Origin of the sequence: Pseudomonas sp. SLFW (assembly GCF_009905615.1) — a bacterium.
GTDB lineage: Bacteria > Pseudomonadota > Gammaproteobacteria > Pseudomonadales > Pseudomonadaceae > Aquipseudomonas > Aquipseudomonas bambusae.
This window is the reverse complement of record NZ_JAAAKW010000001.1, coordinates 686,693-703,872: the sequence shown is the minus strand read 5'-3', so window position 1 is coordinate 703,872 and position 17,180 is coordinate 686,693. Positions and strand designations below refer to the sequence as shown.

Genomic DNA, 17,180 nt, shown 5'->3' with positions numbered 1-17,180 from the left:
ATCAACCTTCCAGCTTGCGTTTGAGCAGCTCGTTGACCTGACCCGGGTTGGCCTTGCCTTTCGACGCTTTCATGGCCTGCCCGACAAAGAAGCCGAACATCTTGCCGCGTTTGGCTTCATCCGCCGCGCGGTACTGTTCGACCTGCTCGGCATTGGCCGCCAGCATGTCGTCAAGAATCGACTCGATGGCACCGCTGTCGGTCACTTGCTTCAGGCCGCGCTTCTCGATGATCTCGTCCGCACTGCCCTCACCGTTGGCCATCGCCTCGAAGACCATCTTGGCGATCTTGCCCGAGATGGTGTTGTCAGTGATGCGTTGCAGCATGCCGCCCAGTTGCTCGGCGCTGACCGGCGACTCGTCGATTTCCACGCCTTGCTTGTTCAGCAGCGAACCCAGCTCGACCATGACCCAGTTGGCGGCCAGTTTCGCATCGCCTGCAATGCTCACGACCTTCTCGAAGTAGTCCGCCTGCTCGCGGCTGGAGGCCAGCACGCTGGCGTCGTACAGCGACAGGCCGAACTGCGACTGGAAGCGCTCGCGTTTCTGCGGCGGAAGCTCCGGCAGGGTGGCGCGGGTTTGTTCGAGGAACGCGTCCTCGATGATCACCGGCAGCAAGTCTGGGTCGGGGAAGTAACGGTAGTCGTTGGCTTCTTCCTTGCTGCGCATGGCGCGGGTTTCGTTGGTGTTCGGGTCGTACAGGCGCGTTTGCTGAATGACCTTGCCACCGTCCTCGATCAGCTCGATCTGGCGTTCGATTTCGCTGTTGATCGCCTTCTCGATGAAACGGAACGAGTTGACGTTCTTGATCTCGCAGCGAGTACCGAACTCGACCTGGCCTTTCGGGCGAATCGACACGTTGCAGTCGCAGCGCAACGAGCCTTCCGCCATGTTGCCGTCGCAGATGCCGAGGTAGCGAACCAGCGCGTGCATCGCCTTGACGTAGGCCACCGCTTCTTTCGCCGAACGCATGTCCGGCTCGGACACGATTTCCAGCAGCGGAGTGCCCGCGCGGTTCAGGTCGATGCCGGTCATGCCACTGAAATCTTCGTGCAGGCTCTTGCCTGCGTCTTCTTCCAGGTGGGCACGGGTGACGCCGATGCGCTTGATGGTCCCGTCTTCGAGGGTGATGTCCAGGTGGCCCTTGCCGACGATCGGCAATTCCATCTGGCTGATCTGATAGCCCTTCGGCAGGTCCGGGTAGAAGTAGTTCTTGCGGGCGAACACGTTGTGCTGGCCGATTTCGGCGTCAATGGCGAGGCCGAACTTGACCGCCATCTGCACGGCTTCCTTGTTCAGCACCGGCAGCGTGCCGGGCATGCCCAGGTCAACGAGGCTGGCCTGGGTGTTGGGCTCGGAGCCGAACGTGGTGGCGCTACCGGAGAAAATCTTCGATTGGGTGGTGAGCTGGGTGTGAATCTCCAGCCCGATGACGACTTCCCATTGCATGTGTTTTCTCCTTAGAAGCCCGCTGGTGTACGGGTGTGCCATTCAGTGACCTGTTGGTACTGATGAGCAACGTTCAGCAAGCGGCCTTCCTGGAAGTACGGCGCGAGCAGTTGCACGCCTACCGGCAAGCCGTCGGCGAAACCGGCTGGCATCGACAGGCCCGGCAGGCCCGCAAGGTTGGCGGTGATGGTGTAGAAGTCTTCCAGGTACGCGGAAATTGGGTCGGCGTTCTTGGCACCGATTTTCCAGGCCGGGTTTGGCGTGGTCGGGCCGAGGATCACATCGACGTCCTTGAACGCATTCATGAAGTCGTTCTTGATCAGGCGACGGATCTTCTGCGCTTGCAGGTAGTAAGCGTCGTAGTAACCGGCGGACAGCGCGTAGGCACCGACCAGTATCCGGCGCTGCACTTCCGGGCCGAAGCCTTCGCCACGGGAGCGTTTGTACAGGTCGGTCAGGTCTTTCGGGTCTTCGCAGCGGTAGCCGAAACGCACGCCGTCGAAACGCGACAGGTTGGAAGAAGCTTCTGCCGGGGCGATCACGTAGTAAGCAGGGATCGCGTGTTGCAGGTTTGGCAGGCTGACTTCCTTGACCACGGCACCGAGCTTTTTCAGCTCGTCGACGCTGGCCATGACCAGATCGGCGATACGCGAGTCGAGGCCCGCGCTGAAGTATTCCTTCGGCACGCCAATGCGCAGGCCTTGCAGTGAGCCATTCAGACTGGCGCTGTAATCCGGCACGGGTTCGTCGATGCTGGTGGAGTCATTGATGTCGAAACCGGCCATGCCTTGCAGCAGCAGGGCGCAGTCTTCGGCCGTGCGTGCCATCGGGCCGGCCTGATCCAGGCTCGACGCGTAGGCGATCATGCCCCAGCGCGACACACGACCGTAGGTCGGTTTCAGGCCGGTCAGGTTGGTCAGCGCGGCAGGCTGGCGGATCGAACCGCCCGTGTCGGTGCCGGTAGCGGCAGGCAACAGACGTGCAGCCACCGCAGCCGCCGAACCACCGGACGAACCGCCCGGCACGTGTTCGAGGTTCCACGGGTTCTTCACGGCGCCGTAGTGGCTGGATTCGTTGGCCGACCCCATGGCGAATTCGTCCATGTTGGTCTTGCCCAGCGTCACGGTGCCCGCCGCCGCCAGCTTGGCGACGATGGTGGCGTCGTACGGCGCCTTGAAATTGTCGAGCATCTTCGAGGCGCAGCTGGTTCGGATGCCCTGGGTGCAGAACAGGTCTTTATGCGCCAGCGGTGCGCCCAGCAGCGCGCCATTCTCGCCAGCGGCACGGCGGGCGTCAGCGGCCTGTGCCTGAGTGATGGCGAGGTCTTCGGTGACGGTAATGAAGCTGTTGATCTGCGGGTCCAGCTGCGCAATGCGCGCCAGCAGGGAGCGGGTCAGTTCTTCGGAAGAAAACTGTTTGTCGGCGAGTCCGCGAGCGATCTCGGCCAGAGTCATATGATGCATTGCAGGCTCATTCCCTTAGTCGATGACTTTCGGAACCAGATAAAGGCCGTCTTCGACCGCTGGTGCGATGGCTTGATAGGCGTCGCGGTGATTGACCTCGGTAACCGCGTCTACACGCAGGCGTTGCGAGGCTTCGAGCGGGTGCGCCAGTGGTTCGATGCCGGTGGTGTCCACCGCTTGCATCTGGTCAACCAGCCCAAGAATGCTGTTCAGTGCTTCGGTAGTACGCGGGATATCGGCGTCATTGAGCCCCAGTCGGGCCAGATGAGCGATTTTTTCCACGTCGGAGCGATCAAGCGCCATGGGGTTCTCCAGTGGAAGGCGCACGGAATGAGCCGTACGTCAGATTGCGGAACACTACGCGATTTTGACGGTCATAAGGCCGCGATCGTCGAGGGTAGTGCTCGGAAAAACAGCCAATTTAGCATATTGGCTCCTTGCCCAAAATCCCTGTCGTTGTTAGAGTTTGCCGCACTTTTTTACCCACGCGTTCCCTAGGGTCCCTTTCCCATGTTCAAGAAACTGCGTGGCATGTTTTCCAGCGATCTTTCCATCGACCTGGGCACTGCCAACACCCTTATTTACGTGCGTGAGCGCGGTATTGTCCTGAACGAGCCATCGGTTGTGGCCATTCGGACCCACGGAAATCAGAAGAGCGTCGTTGCTGTCGGGATGGAAGCCAAGCGTATGCTGGGCCGTACCCCGGGCAACATCGCTGCCATTCGTCCGATGAAAGACGGCGTCATCGCCGATTTCAGCGTGTGCGAAAAGATGCTCCAGTATTTCATCAACAAAGTGCACGAAAACAGCTTCCTGCAGCCAAGCCCTCGCGTATTGATTTGCGTGCCGTGCAAGTCCACCCAGGTTGAGCGTCGCGCTATTCGCGAATCGGCCCTGGGCGCTGGTGCACGTGAAGTGTTCCTGATCGAGGAGCCAATGGCCGCTGCCATCGGTGCCGGTCTGCCGGTCGAAGAAGCCCGTGGTTCGATGGTCGTCGACATCGGTGGTGGTACCACTGAAATCGCCTTGATCTCGCTGAACGGTGTGGTTTACGCCGAATCCGTACGTGTGGGCGGCGACCGTTTCGACGAAGCGATCATCACTTACGTGCGCCGTAACTACGGCAGCCTGATCGGTGAATCCACCGCAGAGCGCATCAAACAGGAAATCGGTACCGCCTACCCAGGTGGCGAAGTGCGTGAAGTCGACGTACGCGGCCGTAACCTGGCCGAAGGTGTCCCACGTGCCTTCACCCTGAACTCCAACGAAGTGCTGGAAGCGTTGCAGGAATCCCTGGCAACCATCGTTCAGGCCGTGAAAAGCGCGCTGGAGCAATCCCCTCCGGAACTGGCATCGGACATCGCCGAGCGTGGTCTTGTGCTGACCGGTGGTGGCGCCTTGCTGCGTGACCTGGACAAACTGCTGGCCCAGGAAACCGGTCTGCCGGTGATCGTCGCCGAAGACCCGCTGACCTGCGTCGCTCGTGGCGGTGGTCGTGCGCTGGAAATGATGGACAAGCACACCATGGACCTGCTCTCCAGCGAATAACTCGCCGGATGGCTCCATGCTGTCGAACGGGTGGCGCTTCCGGCGCTGCCCGTTTGTGCCTGACCTGTTGACGTCTTCTCTTGACGCTGCAAGGCTGGCACACCTTCTTTCCGTCAATCCGCACCAGGCCGGTTTCATGTCGCATGAATAAGCACAGCCAAACACAAGCATCCCTGGAAGGAGCGGCCCATTAAACCGCTTTTCTCAAAGGGCCCGTCGCTGGGCGTTCGTCTGTTGGTGCTGGTCGTCCTCTCCGTGGCCGTCATGGTCGTGGACGCGCGTTTCACCCTGCTCAAACCTGTTCGCAGCCAGATGTCGCTGGTGCTGATGCAGTCCTACTGGATCGCCGACCTGCCTGAACGTTTGTATCAAGGCGTTGCCAGCCAGTTTGGCAGCCGCACCGAACTCGCTGCCGAAAACGAAAAACTCAAGACTGAAAACCTGCTGCTCCAGGGGCGTCTGCAGAAGCTGGCCGCACTGACCGAGCAGAACGTTCGGCTGCGCGAGTTGCTGAACTCGTCCGCGTTGGTCAACGAAAAAGTCGAGGTCGCCGAGCTGATCGGCATGGACCCTAACCCCTTCACCCATCGCATCATCATCAACAAGGGTGAGCGCGACGGCGTGGTGCTGGGTCAACCGGTGCTCGATGCCCGTGGCCTGATGGGGCAGGTGGTCGAGTTGATGCCGTACACCTCCCGCGTGTTGCTGCTGACCGACACCACCCACAGTATTCCGGTGCAAGTGAACCGCAACGGCCTGCGAGCGATTGCCAGCGGCACCGGGAACCCGGAGCGCCTTGAGCTGCGGCACGTGGCGGACACCGCCGACATCAAGGAAGGCGACCTGCTGGTGAGTTCCGGTCTGGGTCAGCGCTTCCCGGCGGGTTACCCGGTGGCGACGGTCAAGGAAGTGATTCATGACTCCGGCCAGCCATTCGCGATCGTTCGCGCCGTGCCGACCGCCGCGCTGAACCGCAGCCGTTACCTGTTGCTGGTGTTCTCCGATGGCCGTTCGCCGGAAGAGCGCGCCGCCGACGCTGCGCAACAGCAGGAATCACTGGACCGTCAGGCCGCTGATCCGTCTGCCGTGCCGTCTGCCACCGTGCCAGGCGTTGCGCCGGCCGCGACCCCGAACAAACCCGTTGTCCCAGCGACCGTGCCGAAATCCGCTGCGACGGGCCACAGCACGTCGTCAGCCCCGGCCGCGGCGCCTGCAACGACGCCCGCTGCGACGCCAGCCGCCACCCCGGCCAAGCCCGCGAGCAAACCACCGGCCAAGCCGCCCGCCAAGCCCGCTGCGACCAGACCGGCCACGCCAGCGCCTGCCCCTGCGGCAACGCATGAGAGGGAAGAATAATGGCGCGTCATGCCCCTGCACGTAATGGCTGGGTGGTCTGGTTGACCTTCGCCATCGGCCTGCTGCTCAGCGTTTCGCCGCTGCCGCAATTCATGGAAATCTTTCGCCCGCTGTGGCTCGCGTTGCTGCTGGCGTTCTGGGCCCTGGCCTTGCCGCACAAGATCGGCATGGTTACCGCGTGGATGCTCGGCCTGGCTGAAGACGTACTCTACGGGACGTTGCTGGGGCAAAACGCGTTGATCCTGACGCTGATCACCTTCCTCGTCCTGTCGTTGCAACAACGCTTGCGGATGTTCCCGATGTGGCAGCAATGCCTGGTGATTCTGGTGATCTTCGGCTTGGCGCAGTTGGTTCAGCTGTGGCTCAGCGCCCTGACCGGCAACCGCCAGCCGACCCTGGCGTTGGTGTTGCCTGCGCTGGTCAGCGCGTTGCTCTGGCCGTGGGTGAGCTACGGCTTGCGCGGGTTGCGGTTGCGTTTGAAGATTAATTGAAATAGCAGGCTGCGGGCAGGACCCTGTGGGAGCGAATTCATTCGCGATGCGATTTGTCCGGCGACACATCTCTATCGGCTGTACCGGCGTTTCGTCGGAATGCCGCCCAGAATGAATCCGCTCCCACAGGAGTGGCGCTGGCTAAGCTGAAGATCACTGACACGGAGACGTCCCATGCCCCAACTTCTTCTCGCCTCCGGCTCCCCGCGCCGTCGTGAATTGCTGACGCAGATCGGAGTGCCGTTCACCACGCTCAGCGCCGACATCGACGAAACCCCGCTCCCCAACGAAACCCCGACGGCTTATGTCGAGCGCTTGGCCCGTGGCAAGGCTGACGCCGGTTTGCTGCAACTGGCCAACGACCCCGCCTACCCCACCGCCTGCGTTCTCGGCGCTGACACGGCAGTGGTTCTCGACGGTCGCATTCTCGGCAAACCTGCTGACAAAGCCGAATCTCTGGCCATGCTCGCTGCGCTGTCCAATCGCGAACACGAGGTGTTGACCGCCATTGCGGTGGTCGATGAGCAGCGCTGTGAAACACGTGTCGTCAGCAGTCGCGTGCGTTTTCGTCCGATTTCCCCCGAAGAGGCCCGTGCCTACTGGGCCAGTGGTGAGCCACGGGACAAAGCCGGCAGTTACGGCATTCAAGGGCTGGGCGCCGTGTTCGTGGAAAACCTCAGTGGCAGTTATTCCGCCGTCGTCGGCCTGCCCTTGTGCGAAACCGCAGAAATCCTCCAGCGTTTTGGCATACCCTGCTGGCAATGCCTGGAAGGTGAAAAACCATGAGTGAAGAGATTCTGATCAACATCACGCCGATGGAGTCGCGCGTGGCCGTCGTTGAGAACGGGGTTTTGCAGGAAGTCCATGTCGAGCGCACCCAGCGTCGCGGGATCGTCGGCAACATTTACAAAGGCAAAGTTGTGCGTGTGCTGCCGGGAATGCAGGCGGCGTTCATCGACATTGGCCTGGACCGAGCGGCGTTCATTCACGCCTCGGAAATCTCCATGCGCGAAGGCCCGGCGGTGGAAACCATCAGTTCGCTGGTGCACGAAGGCCAGAGCCTGGTGGTGCAGGTCACCAAAGACCCGATCGGCAGCAAAGGCGCACGCCTGACCACTCAGCTGTCGATTCCCTCCCGCTATCTGGTGTACATGCCGCGCACGGCCCACGTCGGGATTTCCCTGAAGATCGAAGACGAAGTCGAGCGCGAGCGGCTCAAACAGGTCGTCAGCGATTGCGTGGCCAAGGAAGGGATCAAGGAGAAGGGCGGTTTCATCCTGCGCACGGCAGCCGAGGGCGCCGGGGCCGATGAGATCATGATGGACATCCGCTATCTGCGCCGCCTCTGGGACCAGATTGGCGAGCAGATCAAGACCATCGGCCCGGCCAGCGTCATTTACGAAGATTTGGGTCTGGCCCTGCGCACGTTGCGCGATCTGGTCAGCCCGCGAATTGAAAAAATCCGCATCGACTCCCGGGAAACCTTCCAGAAGACCACGCAGTTCGTGGCCGAGCTGATGCCGGAAATTGCCGATCGTCTCGAACACTACCCCGGCGAGCGGCCGATTTTCGACCTGTATGGCGTCGAAGACGAAATCCAGAAAGCGCTGGAGCGCAAGGTGCCTCTGAAGTCCGGTGGCTATCTGGTGATCGACCCAGCCGAAGCGATGACCACCATCGACGTCAATACGGGCGCGTTCGTTGGCCATCGCAATCTCGAAGAGACGATTTTCAAGACCAACCTGGAAGCGGCCACGGCCATTGCCCGGCAACTGCGCCTGCGGAATATCGGCGGGATCATCATCATCGATTTCATCGACATGGAAGACGGTGAACATCAGCGTCAGGTGTTGCGCACGCTGGAGAAGCAGCTGGAGCGGGATCACGCGAAAACCAACATCATCGGTATCACCGAGCTGGGCCTGGTGCAGATGACCCGCAAGCGTACCCGCGAGAGTCTGGAGCAGGTGTTGTGCGAGCCGTGCAGCAGCTGTCAGGGGCGCGGCAAGCTGAAAACCCCCGAAACCATCTGCTACGAGATTTTCCGCGAAATCTTGCGCGAAGCGCGGGCCTATCAGGCGTTGGGGTATCGGGTGCTGGCCAACCAGAAAGTGGTGGATCGGCTGCTTGACGAGGAGTCTGGCAACGTCGCCGAGCTGGAAGTGTTCATTGGACGGACCATTCGTTTTCAGGTCGAAACCATGTATTCCCAGGAACAATATGACGTTGTGCTGCTCTGATTGGGCTCAAAACACCGCTTGAACCGCCGCGCCTTGCGCCGCGCGGTCGTTGACCAGACAACCGAGCCTATTGACGGGCGGATGGCAAGGATGCCTTTCAAAGAGAATTTTGCGTGGCGAATGAGCACTTCCCGGACCTACCCGTAACCGCACGACTGAGCCGGATGCCTTTGAAGGGCGCGCTGCCTGGAGGCTCGGCGACATGGAGCGTCTGACACGTTTCCTCGCGACCCTGACGCGTTGGGGCCTGAGCGTGTGCGCCCTGGTTTTGGTGTTGATCGCGCTGTACGTCAGCCTCGGCCGCCAACTGGTGCCGATGGTCGCCGAGTACCGTGCAGATGTTGAGGTCAAGGCGCAGGCGGCGGTGGGTATGCCCGTCAGCATTGGACGTCTCGAAGGCAGTTGGAGCGGCTTTGCGCCGATTTTCACAGCGCGGGACGTCATGGTAGGCCAGGGTTCTGCCTCGGTGCGTCTGGACCATGTGCGTGCGGTGCCGGACCTGTGGGCCAGCCTCAAGGCGCGGCAGGTGCGTATTGCGCGGCTTGAACTCGATGGGCTGCAAGTGGGGCTCAAAGAAGACAAGGACGGGCACTGGGCCCTCCAGGGCTTACCGGTGCAGGATGACAAGCCGTTCGACCCTGAACAGGTGCTGACGCAAATGCAGATGATCTCGACCCTGTCGCTGTTCGACAGTCAGATCACCTTGCAGCCCTATGAGCAAGCTCCGCTGACCCTGACTTACGCCAGCATGACCCTCAAGACCGGGCGCTTCCATCAGCGTCTTGATGCCAAGGTGACGCTGCCGGATGGCCAGCCGCTGTCGCTGAACGTACGCTCTAAAATCCGCGCCAGCGCGTGGCGGGACGCGGAGGCCGAGGCTTACCTGAGCCTGCCTCAGAGCGAGTGGTCCAAGTGGCTGCCCAAGAGCGTGACCCAAGGGTGGAAGATCAAGACCCTCAAGGCCGGTGGCGAGTTCTGGTTGACGTGGGGCAAGGGCACACTGCAATCCGCCGTGGTCCGACTCAATGCGCCACAGTTCAAAGGGGCGTATGCCGCCCGCAAGGCCACGAAGATCGACAACCTGGCCCTCAACGCATGGCTTCAGCGCGATGACGCTGGTTTCAATGTGTCGGTGAGTTCCCTGGCCATGGACCTTGGCGGCAAGCGCTGGGAAAGCCGACTCCAGCTCAAGCAGACGGCGGCGACGTCCGACGCACAAGAGCTATGGAACGTACAGGCTGATCGTCTGGATCTGACGCCGGTGACGCCGCTGCTCGACTCGCTCGCACCGTTGCCTGACAAGCTGATGGTGGTGCTCGATCACCTGAACGTCACCGGCGGCCTGCGCAACGTGCTGGTCGATTATCGTCCGCAGGCCGAGGGCGCCAAGCGTCTGAGCTTTGCTGCCAATCTGGACAAGGTCGGTTTCGACGCCTATCACGGCGCGCCTGCGGCCGGAAATGTCAGCGGCGCCATCAGTGGCGACTTGGGGCAGGGCGAACTGCGCCTGAACGCCGACGATTTCATGCTGCACCTGGACCCGATCTTCAAGAACGAATGGAATTATCACCACGCCGATGCACGCCTGACCTGGGCGTTGGACGATCAGGGGTTCACGCTGATCGCCCCGTACATCAAGGTGGTCGGTGACGAGGGCAAGATCGCCAGCGATTTCCTGATTCGCCTGCATTTCGATCAGGCTCAGGAAGACTACATGGACCTGCGCGTCGGGCTGGTGGATGCCGACGGTCGCTACACGTCCAAATACCTGCCTGCGGTGCTCAGCCCGTCGCTTGATCATTGGCTGCGCACGGCCATTCTCAGCGGCAACGTCGAACAGAGCTTCTTCCAGTATCAGGGCTCGCTGAATCACGATGCGCAGGACGTGGCGCGCGTCATCAGCCTGTTCTTCAAGGTACGGAACGCCAATCTTGCATTCCAGCCCGGCTGGCCGCAGCTGACCGGTGTCGATGGCAATGTGTTCGTCGAGAACAGCGGGGTGCGTATTCGAGCCACCAAAGGCCAGTTGCTCGGCACTCAGGTGAACAACGTGGCGGTGGACGTGCCTCACGTGCCGTCGGGACAATCGAGTCATCTGCTGGTGGACGGTGACTTCAACGGCAGCCTGCAAGACGGCATGAAGATTCTGCAGGAAGCGCCCATCGGCACCGCCCAGACCTTCAACGGCTGGCAAGCGGAAGGGCCGCTGCAAGGGCATATCAATCTGGACATCCCGTTGGTCAAGGGCCAGGAGCCCAAGGTCGCTGTGGATTTCAACACCGACAGTGCCCGTTTGCGGCTGCCTGACCCGGTGCTTGATCTGACCCAGCTCAAGGGCAATTTCCGTTTCGATTACGCCAAGGGCCTGAGCGGCAAGAACATCAAGGCCATGGCGTTCGACAAGCCCGTCAATGCCGAAATATTCGCCGAAGGCAAGCCGGGGGCGCCGCTGACGCGCATCACGGCCAGCAGCCAGATCGCGACCAAACGCCTGACGGACTGGCTGAACGTCACTCAACCGCTGCCAGTGTCCGGGGATATGCCGTACCAGTTGCAACTGACGCTGAATGGCGCCGACAGCCCGCTGCTGATCAATTCCAACCTCAAGGGCGTGGCCATTGACTTGCCTGCGCCGTTCGGCAAAACCGCCGATGAGACCCGCGACACCGATTTTCGTATGAATCTGCAAGGGGCCGAACGGCGCATCGGCGTGGGCTATGGCAACCTGGCCAATTTTGCCTTCGCGGCCCCCGGCGGCAAGTTCGAGGACGGCCGGGGTGAGCTGTTCATTGGCGAGGGCGGGGCGATCATTCCGGACAGCAAGGGCCTGCGTGTACGCGGCTCGCTGCCCGAACTGGACATCGCGCCGTGGCAGGCGATGGTTCAGCGCTATGCAGGTAACGATCCGGGGGGCAGCGCCAAACAGTTGGTCAACAGCGTTGATCTGCAGATTGGCAAGCTGACCGCCATGGGCACGACGCTGGATCAAGCCAACGTGCAGCTCAAGCGCAATGACGCGAGTTGGGGCCTGTCGCTGGACAGCGCAAAGATCAAGGGCACGGCGACGCTGCCAGACGACAAGTCAACACCCGCTGACATCAACCTGCTGTACGTCCGTTTGCCTGCGCCGGACCCGAACGCCGCCGTGGTGGAAAACGCGCCTGACCCGTTGGCGGACGTCGATCCGCACAATATTCCTGCGATGAACATCAAGATCACCCAGCTGTTTCAGGGGGATCAACTGGTGGGGGCCTGGACATTGAAGGCTCGGCCCACGCCTGCAGGCCTTCAACTGAATGACATGGACTTGGGTCTTAAGGGCATTTCGCTGGTGGGCAACGGCGGCTGGGAAGGCACGCCGGGTTCGACGAGCAGTTGGTTCAAAGGCCAGGTGGCGGGGAAAAACCTCGCCGATGTGCTGAAGGCATGGGGTTTTGCGCCGACGGTGACCAGTCAGGAATTTGAGATGAATGCCGATGGCCGCTGGCCGGGTTCGCCTGCGTGGGTGGGGCTCAAGCGGTATTCCGGCAGCCTCGACGCCACGCTCAAAAATGGCCAGTTCGTTGAAGTGGAGGGTGGGGCGCAGGCGTTGCGGGTGTTCGGCCTGCTCAACTTCAACTCCATCGGTCGTCGTCTGCGACTGGATTTCTCGGACTTGCTGAACAAAGGGCTGAGTTACGACCGTGTCAAAGGCCTGTTGGTGGCCAGCGATGGGGTGTACGTGACCCGCGACCCGATCACCATGATTGGTCCGTCAAGCAACCTGGAGCTGAACGGTACACTGGACATGGTGCGTGACCGGGTCGATGCCAAACTGCTCGTGACCCTGCCGGTGACCAACAACCTGCCGATTGCCGCGCTGATCGTCGGCGCCCCTGCGATTGGCGGTGCGCTGTTCCTGGTCGACAAGCTGCTGGGTGACCGCGTCGCGCGTTTCGCGAGTGTGCAATACAAGGTCGAAGGTCCGTGGAAAGAGCCTAAAATCACTTTCGACAAGCCGTTTGAAAAGCCGCAGTAGGCAGAAGCCATTGGCGTCCATCATGAATTGGGCTGATACATGGGCTGTAGGAGTGAGCTTGCTCGCGATAGCGTCGCATCAGTCGACGTAATCGTCACAGAGACATCGGATCGCGAGCAAGCTCACTCCTACAGGGAACACCGTGCTTCGCGTTGGAGTACAGTGCAGTTCTACCGATCAAGGAGCGTTTCATGTCCTTCGCAGTGATTCAGATGGTCAGTCAGAGCGATGTCGCGGGCAATCTCGTTCAAGCGCGCAAGCTGCTGGAACAGGCCGCTGCCTCGGGCGCCAGGCTGGCGGTGTTGCCGGAAAACTTCGCCGCCATGGGCCGTCGTGACATCGCTGCCATTGGCCGCGCCGAAGCCTTTGGCGAGGGTCCGATCCTGCCGTGGTTGAAACTCGCCGCTCGCGACCTCAAGTTATGGATTGTCGCCGGGACATTGCCGCTGCCGCCGAAAGACCGGCCAGAGGGCAAAGTCACGGCATGTTCGCTGTTGGTCGACGATCAGGGCGAACAGGTGGCGCGCTACGACAAGCTGCACCTGTTCGACGTGGACGTAGCGGATGCGCGCGGGCGTTATCGCGAATCCGACGACTATGCTCATGGCAACAACGTCGTGGTCGCTGATACACCCGTTGGAAAACTGGGGCTGACGGTCTGTTACGACCTGCGCTTCCCCGAGCTGTACACCGCGTTGCGAGACGCGGGCGCCGAATTGATCACCGCGCCGTCGGCCTTTACCGCCGTGACCGGCGCGGCGCACTGGGAAATCCTGCTGCGCGCGCGTGCCATCGAAACCCAGTGCTACGTGCTGGCGGCCGCGCAGGGCGGGGTGCATCCGGGGCCAAGGGAAACATTTGGACACGCGGCGATCATAGATCCATGGGGCCGCGTGCTGGCTGAGCAGGCACAGGGTGAAGCCGTGCTGCTGGCCGAACGAGACAGTGAAGAACAAGCGTCCATACGGACGCGAATGCCGGTGACGAATCATCGGCGATTTTTTTCGCAGGACGCTTTGCGGCCTGCCAACACCCCGGAGTGAATATGAGCGACTTGTCCTCTGTCAGCGAACACCTTCTGGCCCCCGGCGGCCTGAGCATCGACAGCCTGCAATCGGTGCTGGGTGAGCTGGCCGGTCCCGGAATCGACGCCGCTGACCTGTATTTCCAGGGCCAGATTTCCGAGTCCTGGGCGCTGGAAGACGGCATCGTCAAGGAAGGCAGCTTCAACCTCGACCAAGGCGTCGGCGTGCGTGCGCAGTCCGGTGAAAAAACCGGTTTTGCCTACAGCAACGCGATCACCCCGGAGGCGCTGAGCCAGGCTGCCCGCGCCGCTCGCTCGATTTCCCGCGCCGGTCAGAATGGCCGCGTGCAAGCCTTCACCACCCAGGACGTCGCCCAGCTCTACGCGCCTGATAACCCCCTGGAAGTCCTGACCCGCGCCGAAAAGGTCGAGTTGCTCAAGCGCATCGACGTGGCCACCCGTGCGCTGGACCCGCGCATTCAGCAAGTCACCGTGAGCATGGCCGGGGTCTGGGAGCGCATTCTGGTGGCGTCGACCGATGGCGGTCTGGCCGCGGACGTGCGCCCTCTGGTGCGTTTCAACGTCAGCGTGATCGTCGAACAGAACGGTCGCCGCGAGCGCGGCGGCCATGGCGGTGGCGGGCGTACCGATTACCGCTATTTCCTTCAGGAAGACCGCGCCATGGGCTACGCCCGCGAGGCGTTGCGTCAGGCGCTGGTCAACCTGGAAGCGATTCCTGCGCCAGCGGGTACGCTGCCAGTCGTACTGGGTTCCGGCTGGTCCGGCGTGCTGCTGCACGAAGCAGTGGGCCACGGTCTGGAAGGCGACTTCAACCGTAAGGGCAGTTCGGCCTACAGCGGTCGCATGGGCGAAATGGTCGCTTCCAAACTTTGCACCATTGTCGATGACGGCACCCTCGCGGGGCGTCGCGGCTCGCTGAGCGTGGACGACGAAGGCACCCAGACCGAATGCACCACGCTGATCGAGAATGGCGTGCTCAAGGGCTACATGCAGGACAAGCTCAACGCACGGCTGATGGGCGTTGCCCGTACCGGTAACGGTCGTCGCGAGTCCTACGCGCACCTGCCGATGCCGCGCATGACCAACACCTACATGCTCGGCGGCCAGAGCGATCCGGCAGAAATCATCGCTTCGGTGAAGAAGGGCATCTACTGCGCCAACCTCGGCGGCGGTCAGGTCGATATCACCAGCGGCAAGTTCGTGTTCTCTACCAGCGAAGCCTATTTGATCGAAGACGGCAAAATCACTGCCCCAGTCAAAGGCGCGACGCTGATCGGTAACGGTCCGGAGTGCATGAGCCGGGTGTCGATGGTCGGCAACGACCTGTCGCTGGACAGTGGCGTGGGCACGTGCGGCAAGGATGGGCAATCGGTGCCCGTGGGCGTCGGTCAGCCAACGCTGAAGATCGATGCGATCACTGTGGGTGGCACAGGGTCGTAAGCGGGGAATGAAGCACTGTAGGAGTGAGCTTGCTCGCGATTGCGGAATGTCAGACGCTTAATTTGAAAATGACACACCGTAATCGCGAGCAAGCTCACTCCTACAGGAGCAGCGTGTAGCAGGTGAGCAGCGGATTTAACGCAATCCGCGCTTGGTTTCGTCCAGTTCGCGGATGTATTTGAAGATTTTGCGGGTCGCGGTCGGGGCTTTGTTTTGCTTGGCCTCGTGCTGAGCCTGACGGATCAGCGAACGCAGTTGCTGGCGGTCGGCTTCCGGGTACTCATTGACGAACTGTTCGAGCACGTCGTCAGTGCCGCCCACCAACCGGTCGCGCCAGCGTTCCAGATTGTGAAAGCGCTCGTTGTACTGGCGCGTGGAGGCGTCGAGCTGATCGAGCAGAACCAGGATTTCGTCCAGGTTCTGGTCGCGCATCAGCCGGCCAATGAACGAGATGTGGCGCTTACGCGCAATGTGCGCGGTGTGCTTGGGCGCATCGGCCAGTGCCCGACGCAATTCGTCGGTCAGCGGCAGCTTGGCCAGCACATCGGGCTTGAATGTCGTCAAGCGTTCGCCCAGGTCTACCAGAGCGTGAAGCTCTTTCTTGATCTGGGTTTTGCTTTTCTCTCCGTCGAAGGAGTCGTCGTAAGAATCAACCATGGGGGCAGTCCGCAAATAAACGCCGCCATGATAACCAGTCAGGGACCAAATGTCCGGCCTGGCTGCCGAAATCGGAATTTGATGGAGTAAGTCATGAGTGCATCAGAAAGCGTCGGCCCACAGGCCCTCCCGGCACTGCAACAGCAGGTCGAGCAGATCGTCGCCGAAGCCAAACGCCAAGGCGCGACCGCGTGCGAAGTGGCAGTGTCTGTGGATCAGGGGCTGTCGACGTCGGTTCGCCAGCGCGAAGTCGAAACCGTCGAGTTCAACCGCGATCAGGGCTTCGGCATCACCCTGTATGTCGGCCACCGCAAAGGCTCGGCCAGCACCTCGGCCAGCGGCCCGGACGCCATTCGCGAAACCGTCGCGGCGGCACTCGCCATCGCCAAACACACCTCGGAAGACGAAAGCTCGGGCCTCGCCGATGCCGCGCTGATGGCCCGGGAGCAGCCGGATTTCGACCTGTTCCACCCGTGGGCGATCACCCCGGAAGAGGCGATCGAGCGCGCGTTGATCTGCGAAGCGGCGGCGTTCGATGCCAACAGCCTGATCAAAAACGCCGATGGCACGACCTTGAACGTGCATCAGGGCTGCCGCGTCTATGGCAACAGTCACGGCTTCATTGGCGGCTACGCATCCACCCGCCATAGCCTCAGTTGCGTGATGATCGCCGAAAAAGACGGCCAGATGCAGCGCGATTATTGGTACGACGTCAATCGTCAGGGCGAGCTGCTGATGGACGCAAAACTCATTGGCCAGAAAGCCGCCGAACGCGCCGCGAGCCGTTTGGGCGCGCGTCCGGTGCCGACTTGCGAGGTGCCAGTGCTGTTTTCGGCGGAACTGGCGGGCGGTCTGTTCGGCAGCTTCTTGGGGGCGATTTCCGGCGGCAACTTGTACCGCAAATCGTCCTTCCTTGAAGGCGCTATTGGCCAGCGCCTGTTCCCGGAGTGGATGACCATCGACGAGCGTCCACACTTGATGCGCGCCATGGGCAGCTCGGCCTTCGACGGCGATGGCCTGGCGACCTACGCCAAGCCGTTCGTCGAGAACGGTGACTTGGTGTCCTACATCCTCAGCACGTATTCGGGCCGCAAACTGGGTCTGCCAAGCACCGCCAACGCGGGCGGCGTGCACAACCTGTTCGTTTCCCACGGCACTGAAGACCAGGCCGCACTGATCCGTCGCATGGGACGCGGCCTGTTGGTCACCGAACTGATGGGCAGCGGCCTGAACATGGTCACCGGCGATTATTCGCGCGGCGCGGCGGGTTTCTGGGTCGAGAATGGCGAAATCCAATTCCCGGTTCAGGAGGTGACCATTGCCGGCAACATGCGCGACATGTTCAAGCAGATCGTCGCCGTGGGTAGCGATCTTGAGATGCGCAGCAACATCCGCACGGGGTCGGTGTTGATCGAGAAGATGATGGTGGCGGGGAGCTGATTTCCCCAGCATTGAGCGATCACCAAGGCCTGCCA

General features: G+C 61.5%; 13 protein-coding genes. 9 read left to right on the top strand and 4 right to left on the bottom strand.

What is annotated here, in order from left to right:
• Position 1: 1 nt before the first annotated feature.
• From gatB to gatC, 3 genes are read right to left on the bottom strand one after another with little or no spacing between them, the layout of a single operon-like run.
• The gene (gatB, locus tag GVN17_RS02985) at positions 2–1,447 is read right to left on the bottom strand and encodes an Asp-tRNA(Asn)/Glu-tRNA(Gln) amidotransferase subunit GatB (RefSeq protein WP_256665045.1); all 1,446 of its coding nucleotides are present in this window, start codon (positions 1,445–1,447) and stop codon (positions 2–4) included.
• 11 nt (positions 1,448–1,458) lie between these two features.
• On the bottom strand, positions 1,459–2,910 hold the full coding sequence (gene gatA / locus GVN17_RS02980) for an Asp-tRNA(Asn)/Glu-tRNA(Gln) amidotransferase subunit GatA (RefSeq protein WP_166593721.1): 1,452 nt from the start codon (positions 2,908–2,910) through the stop codon (positions 1,459–1,461).
• A gap of 15 nt (positions 2,911–2,925) precedes the next feature.
• Positions 2,926–3,213 (bottom strand): Asp-tRNA(Asn)/Glu-tRNA(Gln) amidotransferase subunit GatC, encoded by a 288-nt coding sequence (gatC, locus tag GVN17_RS02975; RefSeq protein ID WP_166593720.1) that lies wholly within the window; start codon positions 3,211–3,213, stop codon positions 2,926–2,928.
• Positions 3,214–3,420: 207 nt separating this feature from the next.
• Here gatC and mreB point away from each other — a divergent pair, with 207 nt between their 5' ends.
• The 8 genes from mreB to tldD all read left to right on the top strand — a co-directional run bounded on the left by mreB (position 3,421) and on the right by tldD (position 15,048).
• Positions 3,421–4,458 carry a rod shape-determining protein MreB gene (mreB, locus tag GVN17_RS02970; RefSeq protein ID WP_020292894.1) on the top strand — a complete coding sequence of 346 codons (1,038 nt, stop codon included), beginning with the start codon at positions 3,421–3,423 and terminating at the stop codon, positions 4,456–4,458.
• 219 nt (positions 4,459–4,677) lie between these two features.
• Positions 4,678–5,814, top strand: a complete 1,137-nt coding sequence (gene mreC, locus GVN17_RS02965) for a rod shape-determining protein MreC (protein WP_218576083.1) — start codon at positions 4,678–4,680, stop codon at positions 5,812–5,814.
• Complete coding sequence (gene mreD / locus GVN17_RS02960; RefSeq protein WP_065990112.1) at positions 5,814–6,305, top strand: rod shape-determining protein MreD; 492 nt, start codon at positions 5,814–5,816, stop codon at positions 6,303–6,305. The genes mreC and mreD overlap by 1 nt, the downstream gene beginning before the upstream one ends.
• Before the next feature lie 174 nt (positions 6,306–6,479).
• Entirely contained in the window at positions 6,480–7,091 is a 612-nt protein-coding gene (locus GVN17_RS02955) for a nucleoside triphosphate pyrophosphatase (protein ID WP_166593719.1), read from the top strand.
• Positions 7,088–8,545 (top strand): ribonuclease G, encoded by a 1,458-nt coding sequence (gene rng, locus GVN17_RS02950; RefSeq protein ID WP_166593718.1) that lies wholly within the window; start codon positions 7,088–7,090, stop codon positions 8,543–8,545. Before GVN17_RS02955 ends, rng begins: the two co-directional genes overlap by 4 nt.
• Before the next feature lie 202 nt (positions 8,546–8,747).
• Complete coding sequence (locus GVN17_RS02945; protein ID WP_166593717.1) at positions 8,748–12,563, top strand: YhdP family protein; 3,816 nt, start codon at positions 8,748–8,750, stop codon at positions 12,561–12,563.
• 191 nt (positions 12,564–12,754) lie between these two features.
• Positions 12,755–13,606 carry a carbon-nitrogen hydrolase family protein gene (locus GVN17_RS02940; RefSeq protein ID WP_166593716.1) on the top strand — a complete coding sequence of 284 codons (852 nt, stop codon included), beginning with the start codon at positions 12,755–12,757 and terminating at the stop codon, positions 13,604–13,606.
• A 2-nt stretch (positions 13,607–13,608) separates the two neighbouring features.
• Positions 13,609–15,048: a metalloprotease TldD gene (gene tldD / locus GVN17_RS02935; RefSeq protein ID WP_166593715.1), complete on the top strand. Its 1,440-nt coding sequence runs from the start codon at positions 13,609–13,611 to the stop codon at positions 15,046–15,048.
• A 135-nt stretch (positions 15,049–15,183) separates the two neighbouring features.
• Here the strand turns inward: tldD and yjgA are convergent, their stop codons facing one another.
• The gene (yjgA, locus tag GVN17_RS02930) at positions 15,184–15,705 is read right to left on the bottom strand and encodes a ribosome biogenesis factor YjgA (RefSeq protein ID WP_166593714.1); all 522 of its coding nucleotides are present in this window, start codon (positions 15,703–15,705) and stop codon (positions 15,184–15,186) included.
• A gap of 93 nt (positions 15,706–15,798) precedes the next feature.
• Between yjgA and pmbA the strand changes: the two genes are divergently transcribed.
• Entirely contained in the window at positions 15,799–17,145 is a 1,347-nt protein-coding gene (gene pmbA / locus GVN17_RS02925) for a metalloprotease PmbA (RefSeq protein WP_166593713.1), read from the top strand.
• Positions 17,146–17,180: the final 35 nt, after the last annotated feature.